Here is a 20,754-nt window from a genome sequence, read left to right on the forward strand (position 1 = left end):
GACCGCTCAGATCCTTGCGGCTGGGCGCTTTGGCGGGGACGCCGGAATGGGCAGTTGTGGCCATTGGCCATCTCCTTCTTTCTCTGTCTATGTATGATATCTGTACATAACGTCAAGAAGAGATCAGTTTTCATACACGCCGAATGCGCGCGATGCCGCGTCAGGGATGGCCAGAACTGCCGGCGAGCAGCCGGTCGATCTCACCCATCGCCGCGTCGAACTCGGCAAGAGCCGCATGGGGGAGGGCGGTAGCCTGGTCCAAAGACGCCGGCTGCCCATCCCTTCCCGGTTCTTCGACGACCAGCAGGGCCTTCCCCTTGACCGTCTCCCGCCGTGCCATGCGCGCCGCCACAAGGGCGTCGCCGATCGCATAGGTGCCGCGCCGACTGATCCCGAACGCCCAGGTGATCTGATCGAGCCCGAGTGGCGCAAAACCAGCGAGCAGGATCCACACCTGCGGTGCCCGCGCGCTCGAGCGCAGGTGCCCCAACTGCTCGCGCATCAGCGCCGCGCGCCGCCGCGCTTGCGCGACCAGCTCGGCAAGCCGGGTCACGCTGCGCTGGAGGCTGCGGGCCGCCAGCATGGCGCGTTCGCCCGGCCAGAGCTGCGGCTGCAGCGTTTGCGCCGTCACCGCGCCGGGGCAGGGGAGGGCGCGGGCCCACGCGCCGGACGCGGTCAGCAGCCGCCCCAGCGCGGCATCGACCGCCCAGAGCGGGGTGCGCGTGGCGGCCTGCTCGATCGCCACCGCGCGGTTCCCAAACGAACGGATTTGCACCGCGCGCTCCAGCGGCGCGAACCGCGGATCGGCGCGCAGCAGCGCGTGCAGGCGGGCCAGACCCGCGAAGGGCAGGGGGGTCTCGTCATCCGCGCCGGCCTGTTTCATTAGCGTGATCGCCCTGCCGATCGCTTCCTCCGCCAGCGCGTCTTCGGCTTGCATCGGGCGGTCGGCCCCGAAGCGAGCGGCCAGAGCGATGGTCTGCGCGGCATCGGCGAGCGGTTCCCACGGATGACGGCTGAGTTCGCCGAGCAGGGCGCGGACCACGGCATAGGCGGAGCAGCCGGTGAGGGGTGTCTCTTGGGGGCCGCGGTCGAGCCCGGCGAACCAGGCGTTGAACCGGTGTTCGGCGTCCGCAAATCCCGCTTGCGCCAGGGATGAAAGCAACACCTCCCGCAGCAGCCCTACGCAGAACAGCCGTTTTTCGATATCGGTGAGGCTGGCGAGGAGCCCGTCGAGCCGGCCGAGCGCCAGCGCGCATTCGCCTTGCGCGAGGGCGAGCTCCTCGGGTGGGACGTCGGTGTCGGCGGCGAGGGGATGGAAGCGCTCCATGCCGGATGTGTAGTTAATGCCAAAACACTGCACAACTACTCAGGTGGTTGGTGAACGAACATGTGATAATTGCACTTATCACATAAGCAGATTTGACCGTTCTTTATAAGGTGGGCTACAAGCGCGGCTGAGGAGCGAGGCGCGTCGTGAGCACCGAAACCGCCCGGGAAGGGCCAGAAATCCCCGTAGCAGGCCGCTTCATCGCCCCATAGCATCCGTGCGCTCAAGTCCGACGTCGAGGCGTTCGATGCGTGGTGTAGGCGCAACAACCGGATTGCACTGCCGGCCACGCCCGAGATCGTCGCCGACTATCTCGACGCGCGGGCAGGGCAGGGGGCCAAGCCCGCCTCGCTTGGCCGCTACAAGGCGTCGATCGCCAAGATCCATCAGCTGCTTGATCTCAAGGATCCCACCCAGGCTGATCTCGTGAAGCTGCGGCTACGCGCGATCCGGCGCGAGAAGGGCACCGCGCAGGCTCAGGCGCGTCCCTTGCGCTTCAAGGGGCCAGTGCGAGACGTGGAGCGCGACAGTCCTCGCGGACTGAATGTGCGAGCTTTGCTGGAGGCGTGCGCGGGCGATCTGCCAGGCCTGCGGGACCGAGCCCTGTTGTCGGTGGCCTATGACACGGGGCTCCGTGCATCGGAGCTCGTCGCAATCAGCATCAATGACATTCTCGAGGCGCTTGATCCCGAAGCGCGCCTCCTCGCCATCGCGCGAAGCAAAGGCGATCAGGAGGGCGAGGGAGCCACAGCCTATTTGTCGCCCCGCTCTGTGCGGGCTGTCGCGGCGTGGAGAGAGGCCGCTGGGATCGACGCGGGGCCGTTGTTCCGGCGGGTGCAGGTACGGCGCTACAAAGCGCGGGCGGCTGTGAAGGGTCGTTCGATCGACAGCATCTCGGGCCGTGAGACTTGGGATCTGCGCAAGACGCTGTCCAAGCCCGCTGTGAAGGCGCGGGTCGAGTATGACATCGGCGCCGCGGCGCTCCATCCGGGATCGATCGGCCCGATCTGGCGGGCAATCATTCAGCGTGCGTTCGATCGCGGCGCATTGGGCGACCTTACCGCTGACGATCTGGCCCGACTGCTGAAGGGAATAAGCGCTCATTCGACGCGGGTGGGTCTTAATCAGGACCTGTTCGTCGCGGGCGAAGATTTGGCCGGGATCATGGACGCGCTGCGCTGGAAAAGTCCCCGCATGCCGCTCGCCTATAATCGTAATTTAGCGGCCGAAGCAGGAGCGGTTGGTCGCCTGTCTCGCAAGCTGGAATGACTGAGTTTGGGACATTTGTGCCGTTCCGAGGTGATGTGTAGAATGGCAGGGTCCGCCAAAAGCTGACGTTCAGCACTGCGCCGACCAGCTATCAGAAAGCCGCCGAGGCTGGTCGGCACAAGCCTCACCGCGCTCCATGGGCATGCGTTCTTCAACTGGCCAATTTGGCCATTGGAGAACGAACATGGAGATGCCTGAAATAGAACCCGTCGCGACCAAGCGCCAAGTCTGGAATGCGGGAAGGACCGTTGGCGCAAAGCGCGCCCTGAAGCCAAAGCAAATCTGGGAGATCCGATTTTATCTAAACCAGCGCCGCCGTCTGCGGGATCGAGCGCTGTTCGATCTAGCAATCGACAGCAAGCTCCGGGGCTGCGACTTGGTGCAGATGAAGATCGGCGACCTCGTTAGCGGCGGGCAGATTCGAACGCGCGCGATTGTGATGCAGCAGAAGACGGGTCGGCCTGTCCAATTTGAACTGCTGCCCGATGCTCGAGCCAGTCTGCTGGCATGGCTCGAACGGCGAGGCGGTACAGTGGACGATTACGTCTTTCCGAGCCGGGTTGATCACAATGGGCATCTCAGCACCCGGCAGTATGCCCGTCTTGTTGACGAATGGGTGACTGGGGTCGGCTTGATGCGAAGTGAATATGGTACCCATTCGCTTCGCCGGACGAAGGCGTCGATAATCTACAGGGCGACCGGCAACCTCCGTGCCGTCCAGATCCTTCTCGGTCACAGCAAGATCGAGAATACGGTGCGCTATCTCGGGATCGACGTGGAAGACGCGCTTGCTCTCGCCGAGAATACTGAGATTTAAATTGCTGGCTCCTCGCCTCTGGCGAGGGGCCACTTCGCTAGTGTCCTAGGACGAAGTCGTCATTCCCGATGCGCTTACGAACGAAAGGTTTCGGATACCTCGGACGATAGCTACTTGGGGAACGTCGAGAGACGACAGTCCAAAGGAGGGCGGCATCTAGGCAGTTGGTCGTCATCACGAGGCGTTATCTGCCTCTGTCGCTTTCGTGGCACGGGCCTCGAGCAAGCGATTGACCCGCTGGACGTCGTCTGGCCCCAACTCGCCGGTCGCTGCCGCAAGCTGTAGCCGTGCCACCAGCATGTCGTAGACGGCCTGGTTGAGATCCCGATCGGTCGAAAAACTCTGGCTCTGCGCGTTCAGCACGTCGTTCTGCGTGCGGATGCCGACCTCGCGTCCCGTCAACGCCGCACTTTGCTGAAGCCCCGCCGAGGCCCGGGCAGTGCGAAGCGCCTCGACCCGGCGCTCACCGGTGGTGGCGGCATACCAGGCCTGGCGCGCCTGAAGGCGCGCGTCGCGCCGGGCAGCGGCAAGATCATGGGTGGCCCTGGTCGCATTGCTTCGCGCCTCGCGCTCCTTCGAGGCGATCGCGCCACCCGCGTAGAGCGGTATGGTCACGCGGATGCCGGCCGAGGCCGACTGAATGCGGTCCGGCAGTATGCCCGACCCGCTTTCGCCACCCAGGCGATATTGCCCCTGATAGCCGGCGACGCCCTCCACGACCAGGCGCCCGCCAAGGCGATAGCGATCGACATCGGCTCCCACCGCTCTGGCGTTGTGCTCGGCGACCTTTACGGCCGGGGACTGACGTTCGGCCAGCGCGCTGGCCTGATCCAGCGACAGCGCCAGCGCCGGGGGGGGGCCGCCCGCAGCCGGGCGGCGCAGATCGTCGGCGGAAAGACCGGTCAGTTCGGTGAAGCTGCTCTGCGCATTGGCGAGCGCAGCTTGCGCGGCGATCCGCTGTGCTTCGGCGGCATCGCGCCGGGCCTCGGCTTCGCGCACATCGGTGATCCGTGCCCTGCCCGCATCGAATCGGGCCTGCGCGCCGCGCCGCTGTTCCTCTGCGGCGGCGACCTGTTGCTGATAGGAGTCGAGCGTGTCCTCGCCCGCCAGCACGCCGAAATAGGCTTCCGCCACCCGCAGGATCAACGCCTGCTCCTCGCCCGAATATTGCACTTGCGCCGCTGCCGACTTCTCGCGCAGCTGGATCGCCTGCGCCCGCTTGGTGGCATCGTAGATCGGCTGGACCGCCTGCACGCCGATTGTCGCCCGGCCATTGCTGCGCGCGCCCGAGAAGGACGGAAGCAGATCGGGTGGCAGATCGGCCTCAACGTCCACGCGGTTATATTGATAGGCGCCCTGCGCCTGCACGGTCGGGCGCCCCAGTGCCTTCGCCTGCACCTCTGCCTCCTGTCCTGCGTCGCGACTGGCACGCGCGCCGGCAATGGTCGGGTCATGCGCCAGTGCGGCCCGCCATGCTTCGACAAGGTCGGTGGCGCCGGCGGGCGTCGCGATCAGCATCGCGGTGGCGAGAAGGAAGGCGCGGTTCATGAGGATATCTCCTGCTAAGCGTCGCGCTTGGCCGGGCGGTCAAACACCAGTTCATAAAGCGCCGGCAGGACGACGAGGGTAAGGATCGTGGCGACCATCAGCCCGCCCATGATCGCCCAGGCCATCGGCCCCCAGAAGGTCGATCCGGTCAGCGGGATCATCGCGAGAATGGCGGCGAGCGCGGTGAGCATGATCGGGCGAAGCCGGTGGACCGCCGCCTCGCGCACGGCCTCGCGCAGGGAGAGGCCATGCGCGGACAGCGTGTCGATCTGCGCGATCAGGATCACTGAGTTGCGCAGCACCATGCCGAACAGCGACAGGGTGCCGAGCATCGCGACGAAGCCGAAGGGGATGCGGAAGATCGCCATGATCAGCGCCACGCCGATCAGCGCGAGCGGCCCGGTGGCGAGCACGACGAGCATCCGCTTCACATTCTGGAGCTGGAGCATCAGCAGCAGGACGATGACCATGATCGCGGCTGGCACGGCGGCCATGGTCGATTTCTGGTTGATCGCGCTCTGCTCCTCGGCGCCACCCATCACGATCGATCCACCCGGCGGGAGTGCCTTGCGCAGTTTCTCGACCTCGGGCGCGAGCCGCTTGGAGAGGTCCGTCGCCTGCTCACCCTCGACATCGGCGGCGATGGTGATCGTGGGCAGGCGATTGCGCTGGTACAGCAGCGCCGGTTCGCTGGCGGCGGAGACGCGGCCGAGTTGCGCGAGCGGGACCGGACCGTTCGCCGTGCTGATCGGCAGGTTCGCGATGCGGCCAAGATCGGTGCGTTCGGCAGTGCTGAGGCGCATGGTCACGTCGAGCGCGCGGTCACCGTCGCGGAAGCGAGTGGTGCCGATTCCGCCGATCGCCGCCTGGAGCGACTGCTGTACCGCCTGGGTCGAAAGGCCCATGCTGCGGACCTTTTCCTGATCGAGATCGACCCGCACGACCTTGAGCGGCTCGCCAAAGTCGCTGTTCACATTGCGCGAATGGCCATCGGCGCGAACGATCGCTTCGAGCCTGGCGGCGATCGGTGCGATGGCATCGAGATCGGGACCGGCGACGCGATATTGGAGCGGCTGGCCGACCGAGGGGCCGTTCTCCAGCCGGCTGACCCGGCCGCGCATTTCGGGAAACTGGGTGGCGAACAGATGCTGGAGATGCGCGATGACCGCTTCGCGCTCTTCCTCGCCTTTGGTGTGCAGCACCAGTTCGGCAAGCGCGATGTCGGGCGTCTGGACGTTCAGCGGCAGGTAAAAGCGCGGCGAGCCGCCACCGACATAGGACGTCACCGAGGTGATCCGCTCGTCCTTGGCCAGCAGCGCTTCCATCCGCCTGGCCACCGCCTCGGTCTGCGCGAAGCTGGCGTTCTGCGAAAGCTGGAGATCGACAACCAGCTCGGCCCGCTCGGACGAGGGGAAGAACTGGCGCGGCACCCCCCATTGGAACAGGAACACCGACCCTACGAACAGGGCGGCGGCCACGATGACGACCGATTTGCGCCGGTCGAGACAGCGATCGAGCAGCCTGCGGAACCAGCCGTAGAAGCGGCCCTCATATTGCTCCTCCGGCTCGCCAGCATCTTCGCGCGCGTCCTTGCGCTGCGGCAGGAGATGATAGGCGATGAACGGCGTGAAGATGACCGCGACGATCCACGACAGGACCAGCGCCAGCGCGATCACCTGGAACAGCGACTTCACATATTCGCTGGCGGTCGCCTGGCTCATCACGATCGGCAGGAAGCCTGCGACGGTGATGAGCGTGCCGACCAGCATCGGCACCGCCGTGACGCTATATGCGCTGACCGCCGCGCGTGTGCGGGTCCAGCCTGCCTGGAGGTGCGTGGCGACTGCCTCGACGACGATGATGGCGTCATCGACCAGCAGACCCAGCGCAATGATGAGAGCGCCGAGCGAGATACGCTGCAGGTCGATGCCCATATATTGCATGCCGACAAAGGTCATCGCCAGCACCAGCGGGATGCACAGCGCCACGACGATGCCGGGCCGCCAGCCCAGCGACAGGAAGTTGACCGCCAGGACGATCAGGATCGCCTCGACCAGCGACCGGGTGAACTCGCTGACCGATTCCGCAACGACATGGGTCTGATCGGAAACCGTGTGGATCTGCGCGCCGACCGGCAGTTCGGCCTGATAGGCGGCGATCAGCGTCCCGAGATCTTCGCCAAGCCGTTCGACATCGCCGTCCGAGCGCAGGCTGATGCCGACCCCGACCGCATCCTGGCCGCCATGGCGCATCTTGAACGTGGCCGGATCAACCGGCCGACGCTCGACCTTGGCGATCGCGTCGAGGCGGATGCTCTTGCCATCGACCGTGATGGGCGTCGCCGCGATCTGGTCGATCGCCTCATAGGCGCCGGCGACCTGTACCCGCACGCGCTCCGCACCCGCCTCGACGATGCCGGACGCATTGACCGCGTTGGTGGCCTTGAGCGCATCGGCGATCGTTTGTGCCGAGACGCCCAGCATCGCCAACCGCGCGCTGTCATAGGTGACATAGACCGCTTCGTCCTGCGCGCCGATCACTTGCGTCTTGGCGACGTCAGGCAGCGTCTGGATCCGGTCGCGCAGCGTTTCCGCATAGCGCCGCAGCGTCGGGTAGCTCAGGCCGTCGCCGGTGATCGCGTAGATATTGCCATAGGTCGTCCCGAACTCGTCGTTGAACGCCGGGCCGATCACGCCGTCGGGCAGGTCGGCGCGGTTGTCGGTCACGGTCTTGCGCACCTGATACCAGATGTCGGGAATGGTGTTGCTCTTGACCGTCGAGATCAGCGTGACGTTCAGCGTCGCCTGGCCCGGTCGGGCCTTGCTCTTCACATAGTCGATTTCGGGAATGTTTTCGGTGAGCACCGTTTCGATCGGCTTGATCACCTGCTGCGACATCTGCTCCGCAGTGGCGCCGGGCCAACCCACGGTAATCATCATCGTCTTGACGGTAAACTCAGGGTCTTCCTTGCGTCCGAGCGAGGTATAGGCGAGCAGCCCCGCGGCCATCGACAGCGCGAGGACGAAGCCGACCAGTTGCTGGTGCGCGAGCGCCCAGCGCGAGAGATTGAACTTGCTCATGACCGGGGCACTTCCGCGATACGGACCGTTTCACCGGCGCGCAGCAGATGGATGCCTGCGGTCACAATCGTGTCGCCCGGCTTGAGGCCCGCAAGGATCGCGAGCCTGTCGCCCTGGGCCGGGCCGACTTTCACGGCGCGCGGCTGCACCGTCATGGTCGCGCGGTCGAGCACCCAGGCCTGGGCACGCCCCTTGACATCCATGATCGCAGTCAGCGGCACGAGCACGCCGCCGCGCGTGCGCTCCGTCTCCACGGCAAGCTCGGCGGTTTCGCCGATGTGGAGCGCGCCGGCGGGGGCTGCGATGGCGAATTTGGCGGCGAAGGTGCGGGTCACGGGATCGGCGGCGCCCGCGATGCTGCGCAGCGTTGCGGTGTAGCGCCGGGTCGGATCGCTCCACAGCCTGATTGCGAAGCTGCGCGCCGAGCGGACGGCGCCAAGGCCACCTTCCGGCAGGGCCACGGCAATTTCGGGCCTGGCCGGATCGGCCAGCGTGATGACGATCTGGCCCGCGCCGACGACCTGGCCGACTTCGCCCTCGACCTTCGTCACGACGCCCGCGCGCGGGGCGGTCAGCACGGTGCGGCCAAGCTGCGCGGAGGCGGTGCCGCCCTGTGCCCGGGCTGCGCGCAGTTGTGCCTGCGCCTGATCGGTCGTGGCCTTTTGCTGGTCATATTCGGCCTGCGAGATGAAGCCCTGCTTCAGCAGCGCGCGCGAGCGGGCAAGGTCTGCCGCCTGGGTGGCTGCCGCCGATTGCGCGGCGCCCGTCTGCGCGGCTGCGCTATCGGCGGCGCGCGCATAATCGCTGCCGTCGATCCGGAACAATGCCTGCCCGGCGCGGACGGTGTCGCCCGGCTCGACCGAGCGCGATATGATCCGCCCCGCGACCTGGAAGCCGAGCTGGCTTTCATAGGCTGAGCGGATATCCCCGGCATAGGTGATCGTTCCCGGGCCGGCGGCATCGGTGATCTGCTGGACGGAGACCGCCCGCCGCTCGTCCTTGACAGGCTTTTCGCCGGTACAGGCGCACAGGGCGATCAGCGCCGAGAGCGGCAGGAGGGGGGCTAGGCGCGCCATCTTCATCCCTTTGGGAAGCGGGGTGGAAGACCGGATTGGTCCTCCTTCACCCCGCCGGATGAAGCTTCCGCGCAAACGCGCCTTTCGCCCTTTGTAACAGATTGTAAGCGGGCGCTCCGGAATTGGGCGCCCGCGCGTGGCTCACCAGCGGCCGACGGTACCCGAACGGGTCAAGGTTTCGCCGCCCGGCCCGGTGTAGGTTCGTTCATAGCTTGCAGTGCCGTTGCCGTTCTTCGTTGCATTGGTCGCTGCCCCCCAATGCGTGCCGTTATTGAGCGTGCGCGTGCGTGACCCAACGAAGCTGCCCTCGTCGACCTCTCGCTGGCGCTGGCTGGTGATGCCGCGACCGCGATCGGTCTGCAGGCTGCGCGTCTCCACGCGTTGACCACCGCCGCGGGTAATATCGACCGTTCGGGTTACGCCGCGCCCATTGGGGCCATGGATGCCGCGACTTCCATAAAACTGGCGCGCCTCGGCAGCGGTGGCGGCGCAGGTGACGAGGGCGGCAAGGGCCGCCGCAACGATGCGGGATGTCGGGAACATTTCATTCTCCTGTGCGGGCAAGCCTGTGCGGCTCACCGGGACGATTGGCTTGCGGCAAGGAGATGGCGGCAATTGCCGTGCATTGTAGCCGAGTGTGAACGGCGGCCAGGCCCTTTCGATCGTGCTGGCCGGCCCGGTTACAAACTGTTACCTAGCGTCACCGATGACGCAAATGGATGCGTGTACCTGCGCCTATCAAATTGGCCGCTCACTGACGGCGAATCTCACAGGAGAGTATCCATGAAGACCTTTATGATCGGCCTTGCCATGCTCGGTCTTGGCGTGACGGTCCCCGGCGCGGCCATGGCGCAGTCCGCACCCGCCGGTGCCGCCGAAAAGTTCAAGGCGGTCGATACCAATGGCGACGGCACGCTGTCGCGCGAGGAGTGGAAGGCTGCCGGTCGCCGGGATCGTGGGTTTAACTATGTCGATGCCGACAAGGACGGAAAGATCACGCCCGCCGAATTGCAGGCCGAAAAGTTCAAGGCGGTCGATACCAATGGCGACGGCACGCTGTCGCGCGAGGAGTGGAAGGCTGCCGGTCGCCGGGATCGTGGGTTTAACTATGTCGATGCCGACAAGGACGGAAAGATCACGCCCGCCGAATTGCAGACTGCGGCCGCCAAGCGCGGCATGTGAGCCCCTAACCCCCGGGGTACGAACGATAGTTCATGATTGCCTCGGGGGTGGTTCGCTCCAATAAGCGCCGTGGGACGAAAGGGAACCGCATGGCCAGCCAAGCGCAAGCGACCAACGGCACCGTCGCGATCGTCGAGGACGATCCCGGCATCCGTGATCTCGTGCGCGTTCTTCTCGGCCGGGAGGGGTTCGAGGTGCTGGCCTTCGAAAGCTCGGCCGGTCTCGACGCTGACGGCCTGCTCGAACGGATCGATTGCCTTATCCTCGACCTGATGCTGCCGGGCGAGGACGGCCTGATGATCTGCCAGCGGCTGCGCGCGCGAATGCCGCGGCTGCCGATCCTGATCGTTACCGCGAAGGACGACCCCATCGACCGCATCGTCGGCCTGGAGATCGGTGCCGACGATTATCTCGCCAAGCCCTTCAACAAGCGTGAACTGGTTGCGCGGTTGCGATCGATCATCCGGCGCACGCGCGATGTGGTAAGCGCTCAGGCACAGACCGGCGACTCGTTTCGATTCGATGGCTGGGTACTCCGCCTTGGCGCCCGTGCGCTTCTCAATCCGGCGGGCGAGCAGGTAACGTTGACCACAAGCGAGTTCGATCTGCTCTACACGCTTCTCATGCATCCGCAGCGCGTGCTGTCCCGCGAATTGCTGATCGACTGGACGCGCGGCGGCCTTGCCAATCCGGTCGACCGGGTGATCGACGTCCAGATCGGACGCCTGCGCCGCAAGCTCGGCGACGATCCGCGCGAACCGACCATCATCCGCACCGTGCGCGGCGACGGCTACCTTTTTTCACCTGACGTCGTTCGATGCTGAAATTCGGGCCGCGCCGCCTGCGCGACCGCATCGCGCTCATCGTCCTGCTTCATCTCGGCATGATGGTCGCCCTGATCGTCGCGTTCATCAGGACAGGCGATGGCCCGGTCTATCGATTGCCCGATCCAGCCAATGTCGCGCTGATCGTCGCCGCATTCGAGCGCACGCCCCCGACCTCCCACAAAGACCTGACTCGCGCCTTTTCGGACGCCAACCGGCGCGTTGTCGAAATCGCTCGGCTGCCCGACATTGGCCGCGAGTCCGTGACGCCCGCGACCATCGCGCGGTACCGCGACGCGCTTGGCGGACGGCCGTTCCGCATCGAGATTATGGGAGGCGATCGCTCGATCGATCTCGACCAGCCGATCCCGCTTTCAACCCACCTCATCCGTGTCTCGGTGGCATTGCCCGATGGCCGTGCGGTCACAATCGAACAAAAGGCGCTGGCGCCGGCGGCGCGGATCTTCGGCAACCTGCTGTTGTTCGTGGCGGCGATCGGCGCCGTCGATCTCCTCGTGATCCTCTGGCTTGCTTCGCAGACCACGCGCCCGGTCGAACGCCTTGCGCGCGCGGTCCGCGGGGACCGGCTCGAGACGCTATCGCCAAAGGGCCCGCGTGAGATCATCGAGCTTAGCGGTGCCGTCCAGCAGTTGCGGCGCCAATTGCGCGAACTGATCGACGAGCGCACCCGGATGCTGGCCGCGATCGCGCATGACTATCGCACCTATCTGACCCGGCTCGAACTGCGCGGCGAGTTTATCGAGGATTCCGAGCAGCGTCGCCTCGCGTCCAAGGACATCGAGGAGATGCGCGACCTTCTGAGCGACACGCTCACCTTCGCGCGCGAATCCGTCGCCCATGACATGCAGCATGCGCGCAGCGACATCCGTCAGGAACTGGCCGAAATCGCTGCCGAGCGCCGGGCACGCGGCGAAGTTGTCGCCATCGATGCGATCCCGCGGCCCCTGTTCGTAGAGGCCTCGCACACCGCGATCCAGCGGATGCTGGCCAACCTTCTCGACAATGCCATGCGCTATGGCGGGGGGCGTGCGTTCGTGCGCGTCCATACCGATGGACGAGTCGCCCATATCTTCGTCGAGGATGAGGGCCCCGGCGTGCCCGCCGAGAGCCTAGAGCGCCTGATCGAGCCGTTCGAGCGGCTGGAGCCCTCGCGCGCGCGGAAGACCGGCGGGGTGGGGCTCGGTCTCTCGATCGTTCAGGCGCTCGCCCACCGCTATCAGGGCGAACTTCGCATCGAAAATCGCCGCGAGGGCGGCTTTCGCGCAATCCTGTGCCTGCATCTGGCGCGCGAGCATCGTGCCGGCGGCTGATACAATGCTTTACATGGCGCCAGACCGGCTGTTGCACGGCGTCCTCATAACAGTCTCATCGATCAACGGAGCCTGTTATGCCTCTCTTCACTTCCGCCAAGACGCCGCTCTTTCGCCTGGCCGCCTCCGCTGCCAGCACCGCCGTCACGATGGTCATGGTCCTCGCCGTCAGCACCTCGCCCGCCAATGCGCAGGTTGCGGTCCGCCATAGCAGCCATGACGCTATTATCGCGGGCAACCGGCCGTATCTCTGCGCCAGCCCACCGGCACGATCGAGGTTCGCCCGGTCCGGGTCGAGAAGGGCAAGGCCATGTTCGCGCTTGCAGTCTTCAACGAGGGCGCGCAGGCCGCCAATTTCGGCATCGAGAATATCCTGGCTAGCGTGAACGCCATTCCCGTCGGCCTGCCCACCTATCAACAACTCGTTGCAGATGCAGAGGACAAGGCGCGCGGGGCAAGGATCGGCACCATGCTCGCAGCGGGTGCGCTGGCGGGGATCGCCTCGACCGCCTCGAATCGCGGCACCTATGTCCGCCATGTCAGCGGTCCCAGGCGCAGCTACACCAGAGTGATCCACTGGCGTGACGACACGCCGGCCATTCTTGGCGCCACTGCGGCGATCGCAGGCGGCGCCATGGTCATGCGCGGGATCGACAGAAAGCTCGATTATACGCTCGACCAGCTCGGCGCCGAAATCCTGCAGACGACGACCGTCGATCCGGGCAGCAGCTTCGGTGGCCTGATCGTGGTGCCGATCCCGAAGGATCGCGGCTTCCATGGCCAGATCCAGCTGACTGTCATGTTCAACGGGACAGCCTACCCCTTCGCATTCCGCCTGACCCCGCCCGGCGCACCGCCGCCTGCGCCGCTGCCCGCCACCGCGCTCGCTGACGGCATCCCGCCGGCGCCGCCCGTCGTTCCACAGCGTTGAGAAGTGGACATGGCTCGCTCGATACTCGGCCTCGCGGTGCTTCTCGGCGTGGTTCCGCTTGCCGGTTGCGCGAAGACCACGGTCAGTTCTCTGGCCATTGCTTCCGCGCCGATCCGCCAATCGGCCCCGACGTCACTGGCGATCGTCGTCACGGTCGCGCCGGAACTAGGTGCGGATGATAACGCCGTCAGTGCCGCACACCGTTTGCAGGAGGCACTGCTCGCCAGCTATCGCAAGGCGGGGCTTCAGGTGTCGATCGCATCGCCGGCGGCGCCCGTGCTGAGCAGCGCCGTGGTGCGGGTTGAGATACGTCGTGCCGATCCTGGCAGCCGGCTGGAGCGTATGTTGATCGGGTTCGGGGCTGGACGGTCCGCGCTACAGACCGAGACCCGCCTGGAGCTGGCCGGCGGCAGCAATGTCGCCATGGGCTTTTCAACCACCACGAAGAGCGGTCGCAAGCCCGGCCTGGTGCTGCCCGGCGTCGTGGCCGCAGGCACCGGAAAACTCATAGGGCTGGCACTGGGCGGCGGCACCGGCTTGCTAGCCGAAGCAGGCGGCGGGCTTGATCGTTCGGTCAAACGTGCCGCCAACACCATTGTGTCGCAGACCCGCAACTTCTACCGCTCCGCCGGCTGGCCTTGGCCGGCCGGCTCCTCGGCCGCGCGCAGAAACTGAATTGCGAGCCATCCTCACAGATGTCGGCCGAGTAGCGCCGGTCAAAACATGCGGCAGCTGCCTGCGCAGGCGATTGCACGTCGGGTCGGCATCTCGTCGCCTTGAATTATTGTCGGCGGCTTCCGTCAGGATCAGACATTCGCGGACGCGGAATTCAATGACCTACTTTGGGTCGTAAGCAGCCGCCAAATCGCCTCACGGATCAACGCCCGTATCGCTGATGGGCCTGACGGCATGTACTGCGCTGGCATTCGCACCGCCGCGAACGCGATCGTCGGCCGCGCGAGCAGGGACATGCCTCTCCTGATTGATCCGTTCGCGATCGGCGAATGGCTTGACGAACAGGCGCCGCTCCACGCCCTGGCGCCGGCCTGTTGCGAGGAAGGGTATTTCCTGAAACCGAGCGACGAGCGTTGGTCGACCGGAGCCAGTCTGGACGAATAGGGGTCGGTTTTCTATTCGGCGCCACAAAGCCGCAGGTTGACCAAATGTTCCTATTGTGTTCTCGTTATGACAACGGTTTTTAACCGTTTCCATCAATCCGCCTGAGCCAGCGTGAGTCGAGGAGTCGATCCAGATTTCTTTATTTCTGTCTTTCCAGATTTCAGGAATTCCGTCTTTCCGGATTGCCAGAAAGGCGGAAATCTGTATTTCTGCCCAAACCGAAGCAGCCGAGAGGGAACATGGCCGCAGTGGGAGGGCGTATCTTGGCCAGCAGTCGAACCGATCCGGCCGACGAGGATCATGGGGGCGACGGCGAGAACAAGTCGCTCAATTTCAAGGTGAGTCCCGACTTCAAGAAAGAGTTCAAGGGCTTCGCGGTCTCCCAAGGGATCACGATGACCGATCTGCTGAAGGAGGGCTTCGCGCTCTCGAAGAAGAAGCGGCAGAAATGATCGTGGTGCCGTTCGCCCTTCCATCCGCCCTCGGTCCGAGGAGGCGGATGTGACGCTCCACACACCCGGCGCTGCATTCGAAGGCGCTGAATGGCTTTTCGCGATCGGGCGCGGGGGCGATCTGCCCGCCGTCGATGGCCTGGTCGCTGTCGATGGCTATGTTCCGGCGGGGCGGCCCCCCGAGGAAGTCGCCTTCATCGAGAAGGCCGCGAGCTACGGCGCGCGCGCGGTATTTTTCGAAGCTGGCCGGCATGGTCGCGCATCGGTCGCGCAGGCCTTCGTTTTCGATGCTGCCGCGCATGCCGACGATCGGGCTTTCGCTGAGCTGCACAAGCGGCTGTGGAGCTGGAGCGGCGTCCCGATCGTCTACCGCGCCGGTCCGGGGCAGATTCAGCTCTTCCGCTGCGCGCATGCGCCCGATTTCGTCGGTCCCGACGACACGCCAATCTGCCGGCCGATCCGCACGCTGGCGATCGGCGCGGAGATCGCGGTGCAGGACGTATGGTGGGATGCCGCTCGCATCCGCAATGGCGCCATCTGGGACGACCCCGATGCCTGCCGCCTGATGCTTTCGGCTCAGAAATCGGCCCATCGTAAACTGGTCGAAGAAGTCCGCGAGCTCGCTAGGCAGATGGGCGAGCGTAGGTTGCTCGATGGCGGGCTGCAGCGGCGATTACTGATCCTCTCACTGCTCATCGCCTATCTCGAGGAACGGTCGGTCCTTCTGCCGGACGACTTCGCTCGCGCCTTGCCTGGCGCCACCCACTTTTTCGAGGTTCTGGGCAATGGTCCGGCGTTGATAACATTGCTCGAAGCGCTCGAAGAGCGGTTCAACGGACATGTGTTCCGCCTGAAGGATGCAGAGCGCGCAGCGCTGGCCGACAGCACCGAACTCGCCAGCTACGCGCGGTTGGTCGAGGGCTTCGAGGATTCGACGGGGCAGTTCAGCCTCTGGCGCCTCTACTCCTTCCGCGACCTGCCGGTGGAGCTTATCAGCAACATCTACCAGCTCTTCGTGAAAGACGCGGCCAGCTCGATCTACACGCCGCCGGCGTTGGTTCGGCTAATGCTGGAAGAGACGCTGAGCTGGGACCGTATCGACCGGCTCATGGCCGGGGACGGGGTCATCCTCGATCCGGCCTGCGGATCGGGCGTCTTCCTGGTCGAGGCATACAAGCGGCTGGTGCTGCACTGGCGCTGGCGCAACGGCTGGGCGCGTCCGGATGTCGACGATCTGCGTCCGCTGCTCCAGCGCGTGCATGGTGTCGATCTCGAAGAGGGGGCGGTCGAACTGGCCGCGTTCAGCCTGTGCCTGAGCCTGTGCGACGCTCTCCAGCCCGAAGAGATCCGCTCCAGCGTCAAGCTGTTTCCGCGGCTCGCCGACAACACGCTCCACTGGAGCTGCTTCTTCGAGGCCAAAGAGCGCGGCCTGGTCCAGGCGCCGGTCGCGGTCGTCGTAGGCAATCCGCCGTTCGAATCCGCTCTCACGACGGACGGCGCGAGGCGAAGCTATGCCGCCTATACCAAGGCGCATGGGGCGCTCGCCGACAACCAGCTCGCCTATCTCTTTCTCAGCGAGGCGATGGAGCTGCTTTCGCCGGGCGGCGTGCTCGCGATGGTCGAGCCCGCGGGCTTTCTCTACAACCAGCACGCTCTCACGTTCCGTCAGTCCTTCTTCAGCCGCTGGTCGGTCCGTGAGGTTCTGGACTTCGTCTCGGTTCGGGGCCTCTTCAAGAAGGGCGAGGCCGACCCGAAGGTCGTCGTGGTCATTGCCGAGGCGGTGCAGCCGACCGCCGACAGCCGCCTCCTTCATGCCGTGTTTCGCCGCAACGGCCGGGCGACGGCCGAGCAGGGCTTCGACATCGACTATTATGACCTGCACTGGTTCGGCAACGCGATCGCGGAGAAGTCTCGCGACATCTGGCGGGCGAACCTGCTCGGCGGAAGCCGCGTCCACGACCTGATCCAGCGCTTGCGCGATTATCCGACTCTGCGGGATTTCGCGCAGAAGCATCAGTGGGATTTCGGCGAAGGCTATATCGCCGGCCGGAAGGGCATCTCGCGCCCAGCGGAGCACCTCGTCGGCAAGCCGCTGCTTCCGACCAGCAACCTGTCGCGTGATGGGCTCGATACGCGCTTTCTCGACGTCGTGCCCGACAAGCCGATCAAGGACACCAAGACCGCGCGGCGTTTCACGCCGCCTTTGCTGCTCATCAAGGAGCACGAGGATCTGCACCATGGCGTGTGGAACGGCCACTACCTCGCCTACAAGCACGAGATCGTCGGCTTGGCGGCCCCGGCGGAGCAACTCGGTGCGCTGAGCGCGATCAACGATTGGCTCTTCCGAGAAGCGACGGTTCTGCGTGCCTACGTGGCGGGGATCAGCGCTCGGCTCTTCACGCAGCGCGCCACCGCCATTCTGAGCGCCGACGTTCTGGCCGTGCCCTATCCCGAGGATCATGACCTCGACCTCAGCGAGAACGAGCGGATCGTTGCGGCGGATGTGGTCGAACACCAGCGCGAATTCATCCGCCTCGGCACCGGCGCCGCCGTCATGCGGCCCGCGCCGGGCGAAGCCCTTGCCGAATTCGACGACGTTTTCGCCCGGCAGATCAATGCGGTTTATCCGCGTACCGCCCTGAAGGCGCTGCCGGGTCAGCGCTGGCCTGGGGCGATCTGCAAGGCCTATGTCTTCGGTGATGGCGAGGTGGATTGGACCGGCGCGGATGGACTGCGCCAGAAGCTCGATGCGCTGCTCCAAGAGCGCCGGGGCACCAGCCTGACGATCACGCGGATTACCCGGTTGTACGACGACGGCTTCGTGTTCTTGTTGAAGCCCGATCGCCATCGTTTTTGGACGCCCGCCATCGCGCTTCGGGACGCCGACGACGTGCTCGCCGACCTCAGAGCGCAGGGCTTCTGAGGTGCTGGCGGACGAAGGCGAACGCGGTAGACCGGCGGGAGCGCTGAGTGTCGGTATCCATCAGCCCGGAGAATGGCTGTCGGCGCTGGTCGGTTTCATCGGCGGTGCGCTGGCGGGCTGGCGCGATGATCCGGCGCGCGAAGCGGCGACCGGCGAGACCAAGCTGACGGCGCAGCTCTGCTCGCGGCTGAATAGTCTCTCTCGCCACGCGCCAGGCTGGGATTTCATCCAGTTCAAGCGCGAGGAGCCTGATGAAGCTGATGGCCGCCGCGCGATCGACCTTGCCGTCGCCCCGAGCGGAGCCATCATCTGGATCGAAGGGCGCGAATACACCGAGTATCGCACCTTGCTCCCGATCGAATGCAAGCGCCTGCCCACGCCCGCAGCGGCGGATCGCGACGAACGCGAGTACCTGATCAGCCGGTTCAGTTCGACGGGTGGGATTCAGCGCTTTAAGGCTGGGCACCACGGTGGCAGCCATAGCCATGCCGCGATGATCGGCTATGTCCAGGTCAACGACATCCCGCATTGGAAACAGCAGCTCGATAGCTGGGTTGATGCGATCGTAGGCGACACAGTGGAAAACTGGTCGGTCACGGATAAGTTGGCGCTGCTAGGCCACGATGCAGCGCAGCGCCTGGCGTTCCTGCGATCCCATCATCAACGACTCGCCGGCCTGTCTCCGATCCAGATCGATCATCTCTGGATCGAGATGTAGAACGCGATTCCCGACCGGGCCGGCGAAGTCGTGACGTGGCGTCGGCCAGGGAACCGAAAGTCCTCGAAGATCGGGTTCGGCAAACGCCTTCGCGAATGATCGCCCATTCCCTTGCTGGGACGTAGCACTGGCATGAGCGGATCAGGGCCAAGATCAAAGACCGCTTCTCCATCTTGGCGAGTAAATCCGGACAGTCCCAAACGTCCGACTTTTCTGACATTGGGCGACCCGGAAGCAAGCGGGAAAACATGTCCGCATTTGGGAAGTCGGAAACCGGCTTTGAATGACAATGATTGGTCGACTGCTGACGGCACTCCATGGTGCTAGATCGAGAAAACGCTTATTGCGATAATACAGTTATCACATATCCATAATTGCGCTCCCTATAATGTATGGGCTATGAGGCCGCGCAGGTCATGCGGGGGCGAGTGCGTGCGAAAAACGGTCTTCTGGTGATGGCAGAGCGATCTCGACGGCCGCGTTACGCGCGACGTGATCCGCACTGCGCTCGATGAAGCGATCACGATCCTTGCGGCCGAACTCGAGGAGGCCGATCGGCCGAGCCTGACGTCTGACACGCAAGGGGTTGCGGGCACGCCCGACATCGTGGCGACGATCCTCGCCAAGATCGACGAAGCGGCGGTGTTCGTCGGCGACGTGACGCCGATCGCGCTCTCCGACAGCGGCAAGGCGTGCGCCAATCCCAATGTGCTGCTCGAGATGGGCTATGCCAACAAGGCACTGACCTCGCACCGCGTGATCCAGGTTTGGAACACCGCCTTTGAAGGCGCGATCGTCGAGAAGCTCCCGTTCGACCTGCGTGGGCGGCGGGGGCCCCTGAGCTTTGACCTGCCGATCGGCGCCGACACCACGACCCTGCGTGCGGCCCGCACCAAGCTCGCCAAGGAGCTTGCTGGTGCGCTCAAGCTCGCGTTCGACACGCTTCCGCCTCCGTCGCCTGAGGCCGTACATTGGCAGCCGCCATTCTCGGGTGACACCGATATATGGTTTGACCCTGGCGCGGAGCAGACGGTCACCCACCCCACCCATGGTTCAAGCAAGATTCGCTGGAAACCCGGAGCCCATGGCTATGCCCGTCTTATTCCGTCGAAATGGGCGGCAAAGCCGGGCGCAAAAAGGTCTATTGCCGAACATCCGGGGCATCCAGCTCTGATCGGCAATGCGGGCTCGCTTGGCTACGGCGTCAGCCGCGGGGGCGCGATGATCTATCGACCCGATGCGGCGGAGGAAGGGGTCTATCCCACGGGCGCGCTCACCCAGTGGTTCGAGAAAACCGGCGAGTTCTGGGGGATTGCGAACGAATTTCTGTTCACGCCGAAGAGCGGCCGGCTCACGGTCGCCACGGGATACATCTTCAAGCAGTGGATGTCGTTCCTCGAACGCAACTGCGCCCTTGCGCTCGCCCATGGCGGTTCGCTGCCGATCCATGTGCGGCTTGGGATCACCGGCCTCGACGGCACCTGGTGGCCGGCGGGGCGGTACGATTTCGGGGATGAAGGCTTTGCGGCCGTCGAGCCGTCGTTCGAATATGATGCAACGCTGACCTCGGACGGCAAGGACAGCCTCCGCAACGTCGCTGTGGCGGCGTTCAATGCACTTGCCGAGATCTACGGCGTCGCGGCGCATACGCTTGATGAGATCGAGGCGCTGGGTCGGTAGGATGGCCGAGGTCATCCTGCCTGCCGTGATCGGGCCCCGCGCCACGGCTGAGGGGAAGGATCTCGCCTGGGAGATCACCAAGCTCCAGGCGGGTGCGACCATCACCGTCAACAGCGAGCTTGTTGCCGCCTACCAGGCCGCCTCCTCGCCCCACAGCATCCGTGCGCTCTCCAGCGATATCGAGGCGTTCGATCTCTGGTGCCGAAGGGCGGGCCGTACCACCCTGCCCGCCACGGCCGAAACGGTCGGGGACTATCTTGACGCCCGCGCGGAGAACGGGAGCAAACCGGCCTCGCTCGCGCGCTATAAGGCGTCGATCGGCAAGGTCCATCAGCTGCTCGAACTCAAGGATCCGACCCAGGCGCAGCTCGTGAAGCTCCGCCTGTCAACGGCGGAGCAAAAGTCGGCCATTCGGCGGCGTAAAACCAGGCCACGGTGTTACATGCCGGGGGGAGTGGCGTGAGGGCGTAGCCCGAA

18 protein-coding genes are annotated in these 20,754 nt (G+C 65.1%); 13 read left to right on the forward strand and 5 right to left on the reverse strand.

Annotated features, from left to right (window positions below; translation table 11 throughout):
* Positions 1–160 precede the first annotated feature (160 nt).
* Positions 161–1,327, reverse strand: a complete 1,167-nt coding sequence (locus CHB74_RS19970; protein ID WP_013849889.1) for a hypothetical protein — start codon at positions 1,325–1,327, stop codon at positions 161–163.
* A gap of 213 nt (positions 1,328–1,540) precedes the next feature.
* Here CHB74_RS19970 and CHB74_RS19975 point away from each other — a divergent pair, with 213 nt between their 5' ends.
* On the forward strand, positions 1,541–2,596 hold the full coding sequence (locus tag CHB74_RS19975; RefSeq protein WP_245843079.1) for a tyrosine-type recombinase/integrase: 1,056 nt from the start codon (positions 1,541–1,543) through the stop codon (positions 2,594–2,596).
* Positions 2,597–2,780: 184 nt separating this feature from the next.
* Complete coding sequence (locus tag CHB74_RS19980; RefSeq protein WP_089221254.1) at positions 2,781–3,413, forward strand: tyrosine-type recombinase/integrase; 633 nt, start codon at positions 2,781–2,783, stop codon at positions 3,411–3,413.
* Between the two features lie 174 nt (positions 3,414–3,587).
* Here the strand turns inward: CHB74_RS19980 and CHB74_RS19985 are convergent, their stop codons facing one another.
* The 4 genes from CHB74_RS19985 to CHB74_RS22140 all read right to left on the reverse strand — a co-directional run bounded on the left by CHB74_RS19985 (position 3,588) and on the right by CHB74_RS22140 (position 9,660).
* Positions 3,588–4,961, reverse strand: a complete 1,374-nt coding sequence (locus tag CHB74_RS19985) for a TolC family outer membrane protein (protein WP_089221255.1) — start codon at positions 4,959–4,961, stop codon at positions 3,588–3,590.
* 14 nt (positions 4,962–4,975) lie between these two features.
* A complete protein-coding gene (locus CHB74_RS19990) occupies positions 4,976–8,041 on the reverse strand; it encodes an efflux RND transporter permease subunit (protein ID WP_089221256.1) in 3,066 nt (1,021 codons plus the stop codon).
* Entirely contained in the window at positions 8,038–9,117 is a 1,080-nt protein-coding gene (locus CHB74_RS19995; protein WP_179220937.1) for an efflux RND transporter periplasmic adaptor subunit, read from the reverse strand. The genes CHB74_RS19990 and CHB74_RS19995 overlap by 4 nt, the downstream gene beginning before the upstream one ends.
* Positions 9,118–9,258: 141 nt before the next feature.
* Positions 9,259–9,660 carry a hypothetical protein gene (locus tag CHB74_RS22140; protein WP_179220938.1) on the reverse strand — a complete coding sequence of 134 codons (402 nt, stop codon included), beginning with the start codon at positions 9,658–9,660 and terminating at the stop codon, positions 9,259–9,261.
* 240 nt (positions 9,661–9,900) lie between these two features.
* On the opposite strand from CHB74_RS22140, the gene CHB74_RS22145 reads away from it, so the two are divergent.
* The 11 genes from CHB74_RS22145 to CHB74_RS20055 all read left to right on the forward strand — a co-directional run bounded on the left by CHB74_RS22145 (position 9,901) and on the right by CHB74_RS20055 (position 20,740).
* Complete coding sequence (locus tag CHB74_RS22145) at positions 9,901–10,299, forward strand: EF-hand domain-containing protein (protein ID WP_179220939.1); 399 nt, start codon at positions 9,901–9,903, stop codon at positions 10,297–10,299.
* An 89-nt stretch (positions 10,300–10,388) separates the two neighbouring features.
* Complete coding sequence (locus tag CHB74_RS20010; protein WP_089221260.1) at positions 10,389–11,123, forward strand: response regulator; 735 nt, start codon at positions 10,389–10,391, stop codon at positions 11,121–11,123.
* Complete coding sequence (locus CHB74_RS20015) at positions 11,117–12,454, forward strand: ATP-binding protein (RefSeq protein WP_089221261.1); 1,338 nt, start codon at positions 11,117–11,119, stop codon at positions 12,452–12,454. The genes CHB74_RS20010 and CHB74_RS20015 overlap by 7 nt, the downstream gene beginning before the upstream one ends.
* Positions 12,455–12,764: 310 nt before the next feature.
* Complete coding sequence (locus tag CHB74_RS20020; protein WP_089221262.1) at positions 12,765–13,385, forward strand: hypothetical protein; 621 nt, start codon at positions 12,765–12,767, stop codon at positions 13,383–13,385.
* A gap of 9 nt (positions 13,386–13,394) precedes the next feature.
* Positions 13,395–14,060 carry a DUF4410 domain-containing protein gene (locus tag CHB74_RS20025; RefSeq protein ID WP_089221263.1) on the forward strand — a complete coding sequence of 222 codons (666 nt, stop codon included), beginning with the start codon at positions 13,395–13,397 and terminating at the stop codon, positions 14,058–14,060.
* A 294-nt stretch (positions 14,061–14,354) separates the two neighbouring features.
* Positions 14,355–14,504: a hypothetical protein gene (locus tag CHB74_RS22150; protein ID WP_162854508.1), complete on the forward strand. Its 150-nt coding sequence runs from the start codon at positions 14,355–14,357 to the stop codon at positions 14,502–14,504.
* Between the two features lie 263 nt (positions 14,505–14,767).
* Positions 14,768–14,956 carry a hypothetical protein gene (locus CHB74_RS20035; protein WP_062788381.1) on the forward strand — a complete coding sequence of 63 codons (189 nt, stop codon included), beginning with the start codon at positions 14,768–14,770 and terminating at the stop codon, positions 14,954–14,956.
* A 49-nt stretch (positions 14,957–15,005) separates the two neighbouring features.
* Complete coding sequence (locus tag CHB74_RS20040; protein ID WP_206432992.1) at positions 15,006–17,879, forward strand: HsdM family class I SAM-dependent methyltransferase; 2,874 nt, start codon at positions 15,006–15,008, stop codon at positions 17,877–17,879.
* 1 nt (position 17,880) lies between these two features.
* Positions 17,881–18,597 (forward strand): hypothetical protein, encoded by a 717-nt coding sequence (locus CHB74_RS20045; RefSeq protein WP_089221264.1) that lies wholly within the window; start codon positions 17,881–17,883, stop codon positions 18,595–18,597.
* Between the two features lie 606 nt (positions 18,598–19,203).
* Positions 19,204–20,277 (forward strand): hypothetical protein, encoded by a 1,074-nt coding sequence (locus CHB74_RS20050; RefSeq protein WP_144033874.1) that lies wholly within the window; start codon positions 19,204–19,206, stop codon positions 20,275–20,277.
* Between the two features lies 1 nt (position 20,278).
* Positions 20,279–20,740: a site-specific integrase gene (locus CHB74_RS20055; protein ID WP_245843078.1), complete on the forward strand. Its 462-nt coding sequence runs from the start codon at positions 20,279–20,281 to the stop codon at positions 20,738–20,740.
* Positions 20,741–20,754 lie beyond the last annotated feature (14 nt).

Origin of the sequence: Edaphosphingomonas laterariae (genome assembly GCF_900188165.1) — a bacterium.
In the GTDB taxonomy this organism is placed as follows: Bacteria; Pseudomonadota; Alphaproteobacteria; order Sphingomonadales; family Sphingomonadaceae; genus Sphingomonas_E; species Sphingomonas_E laterariae.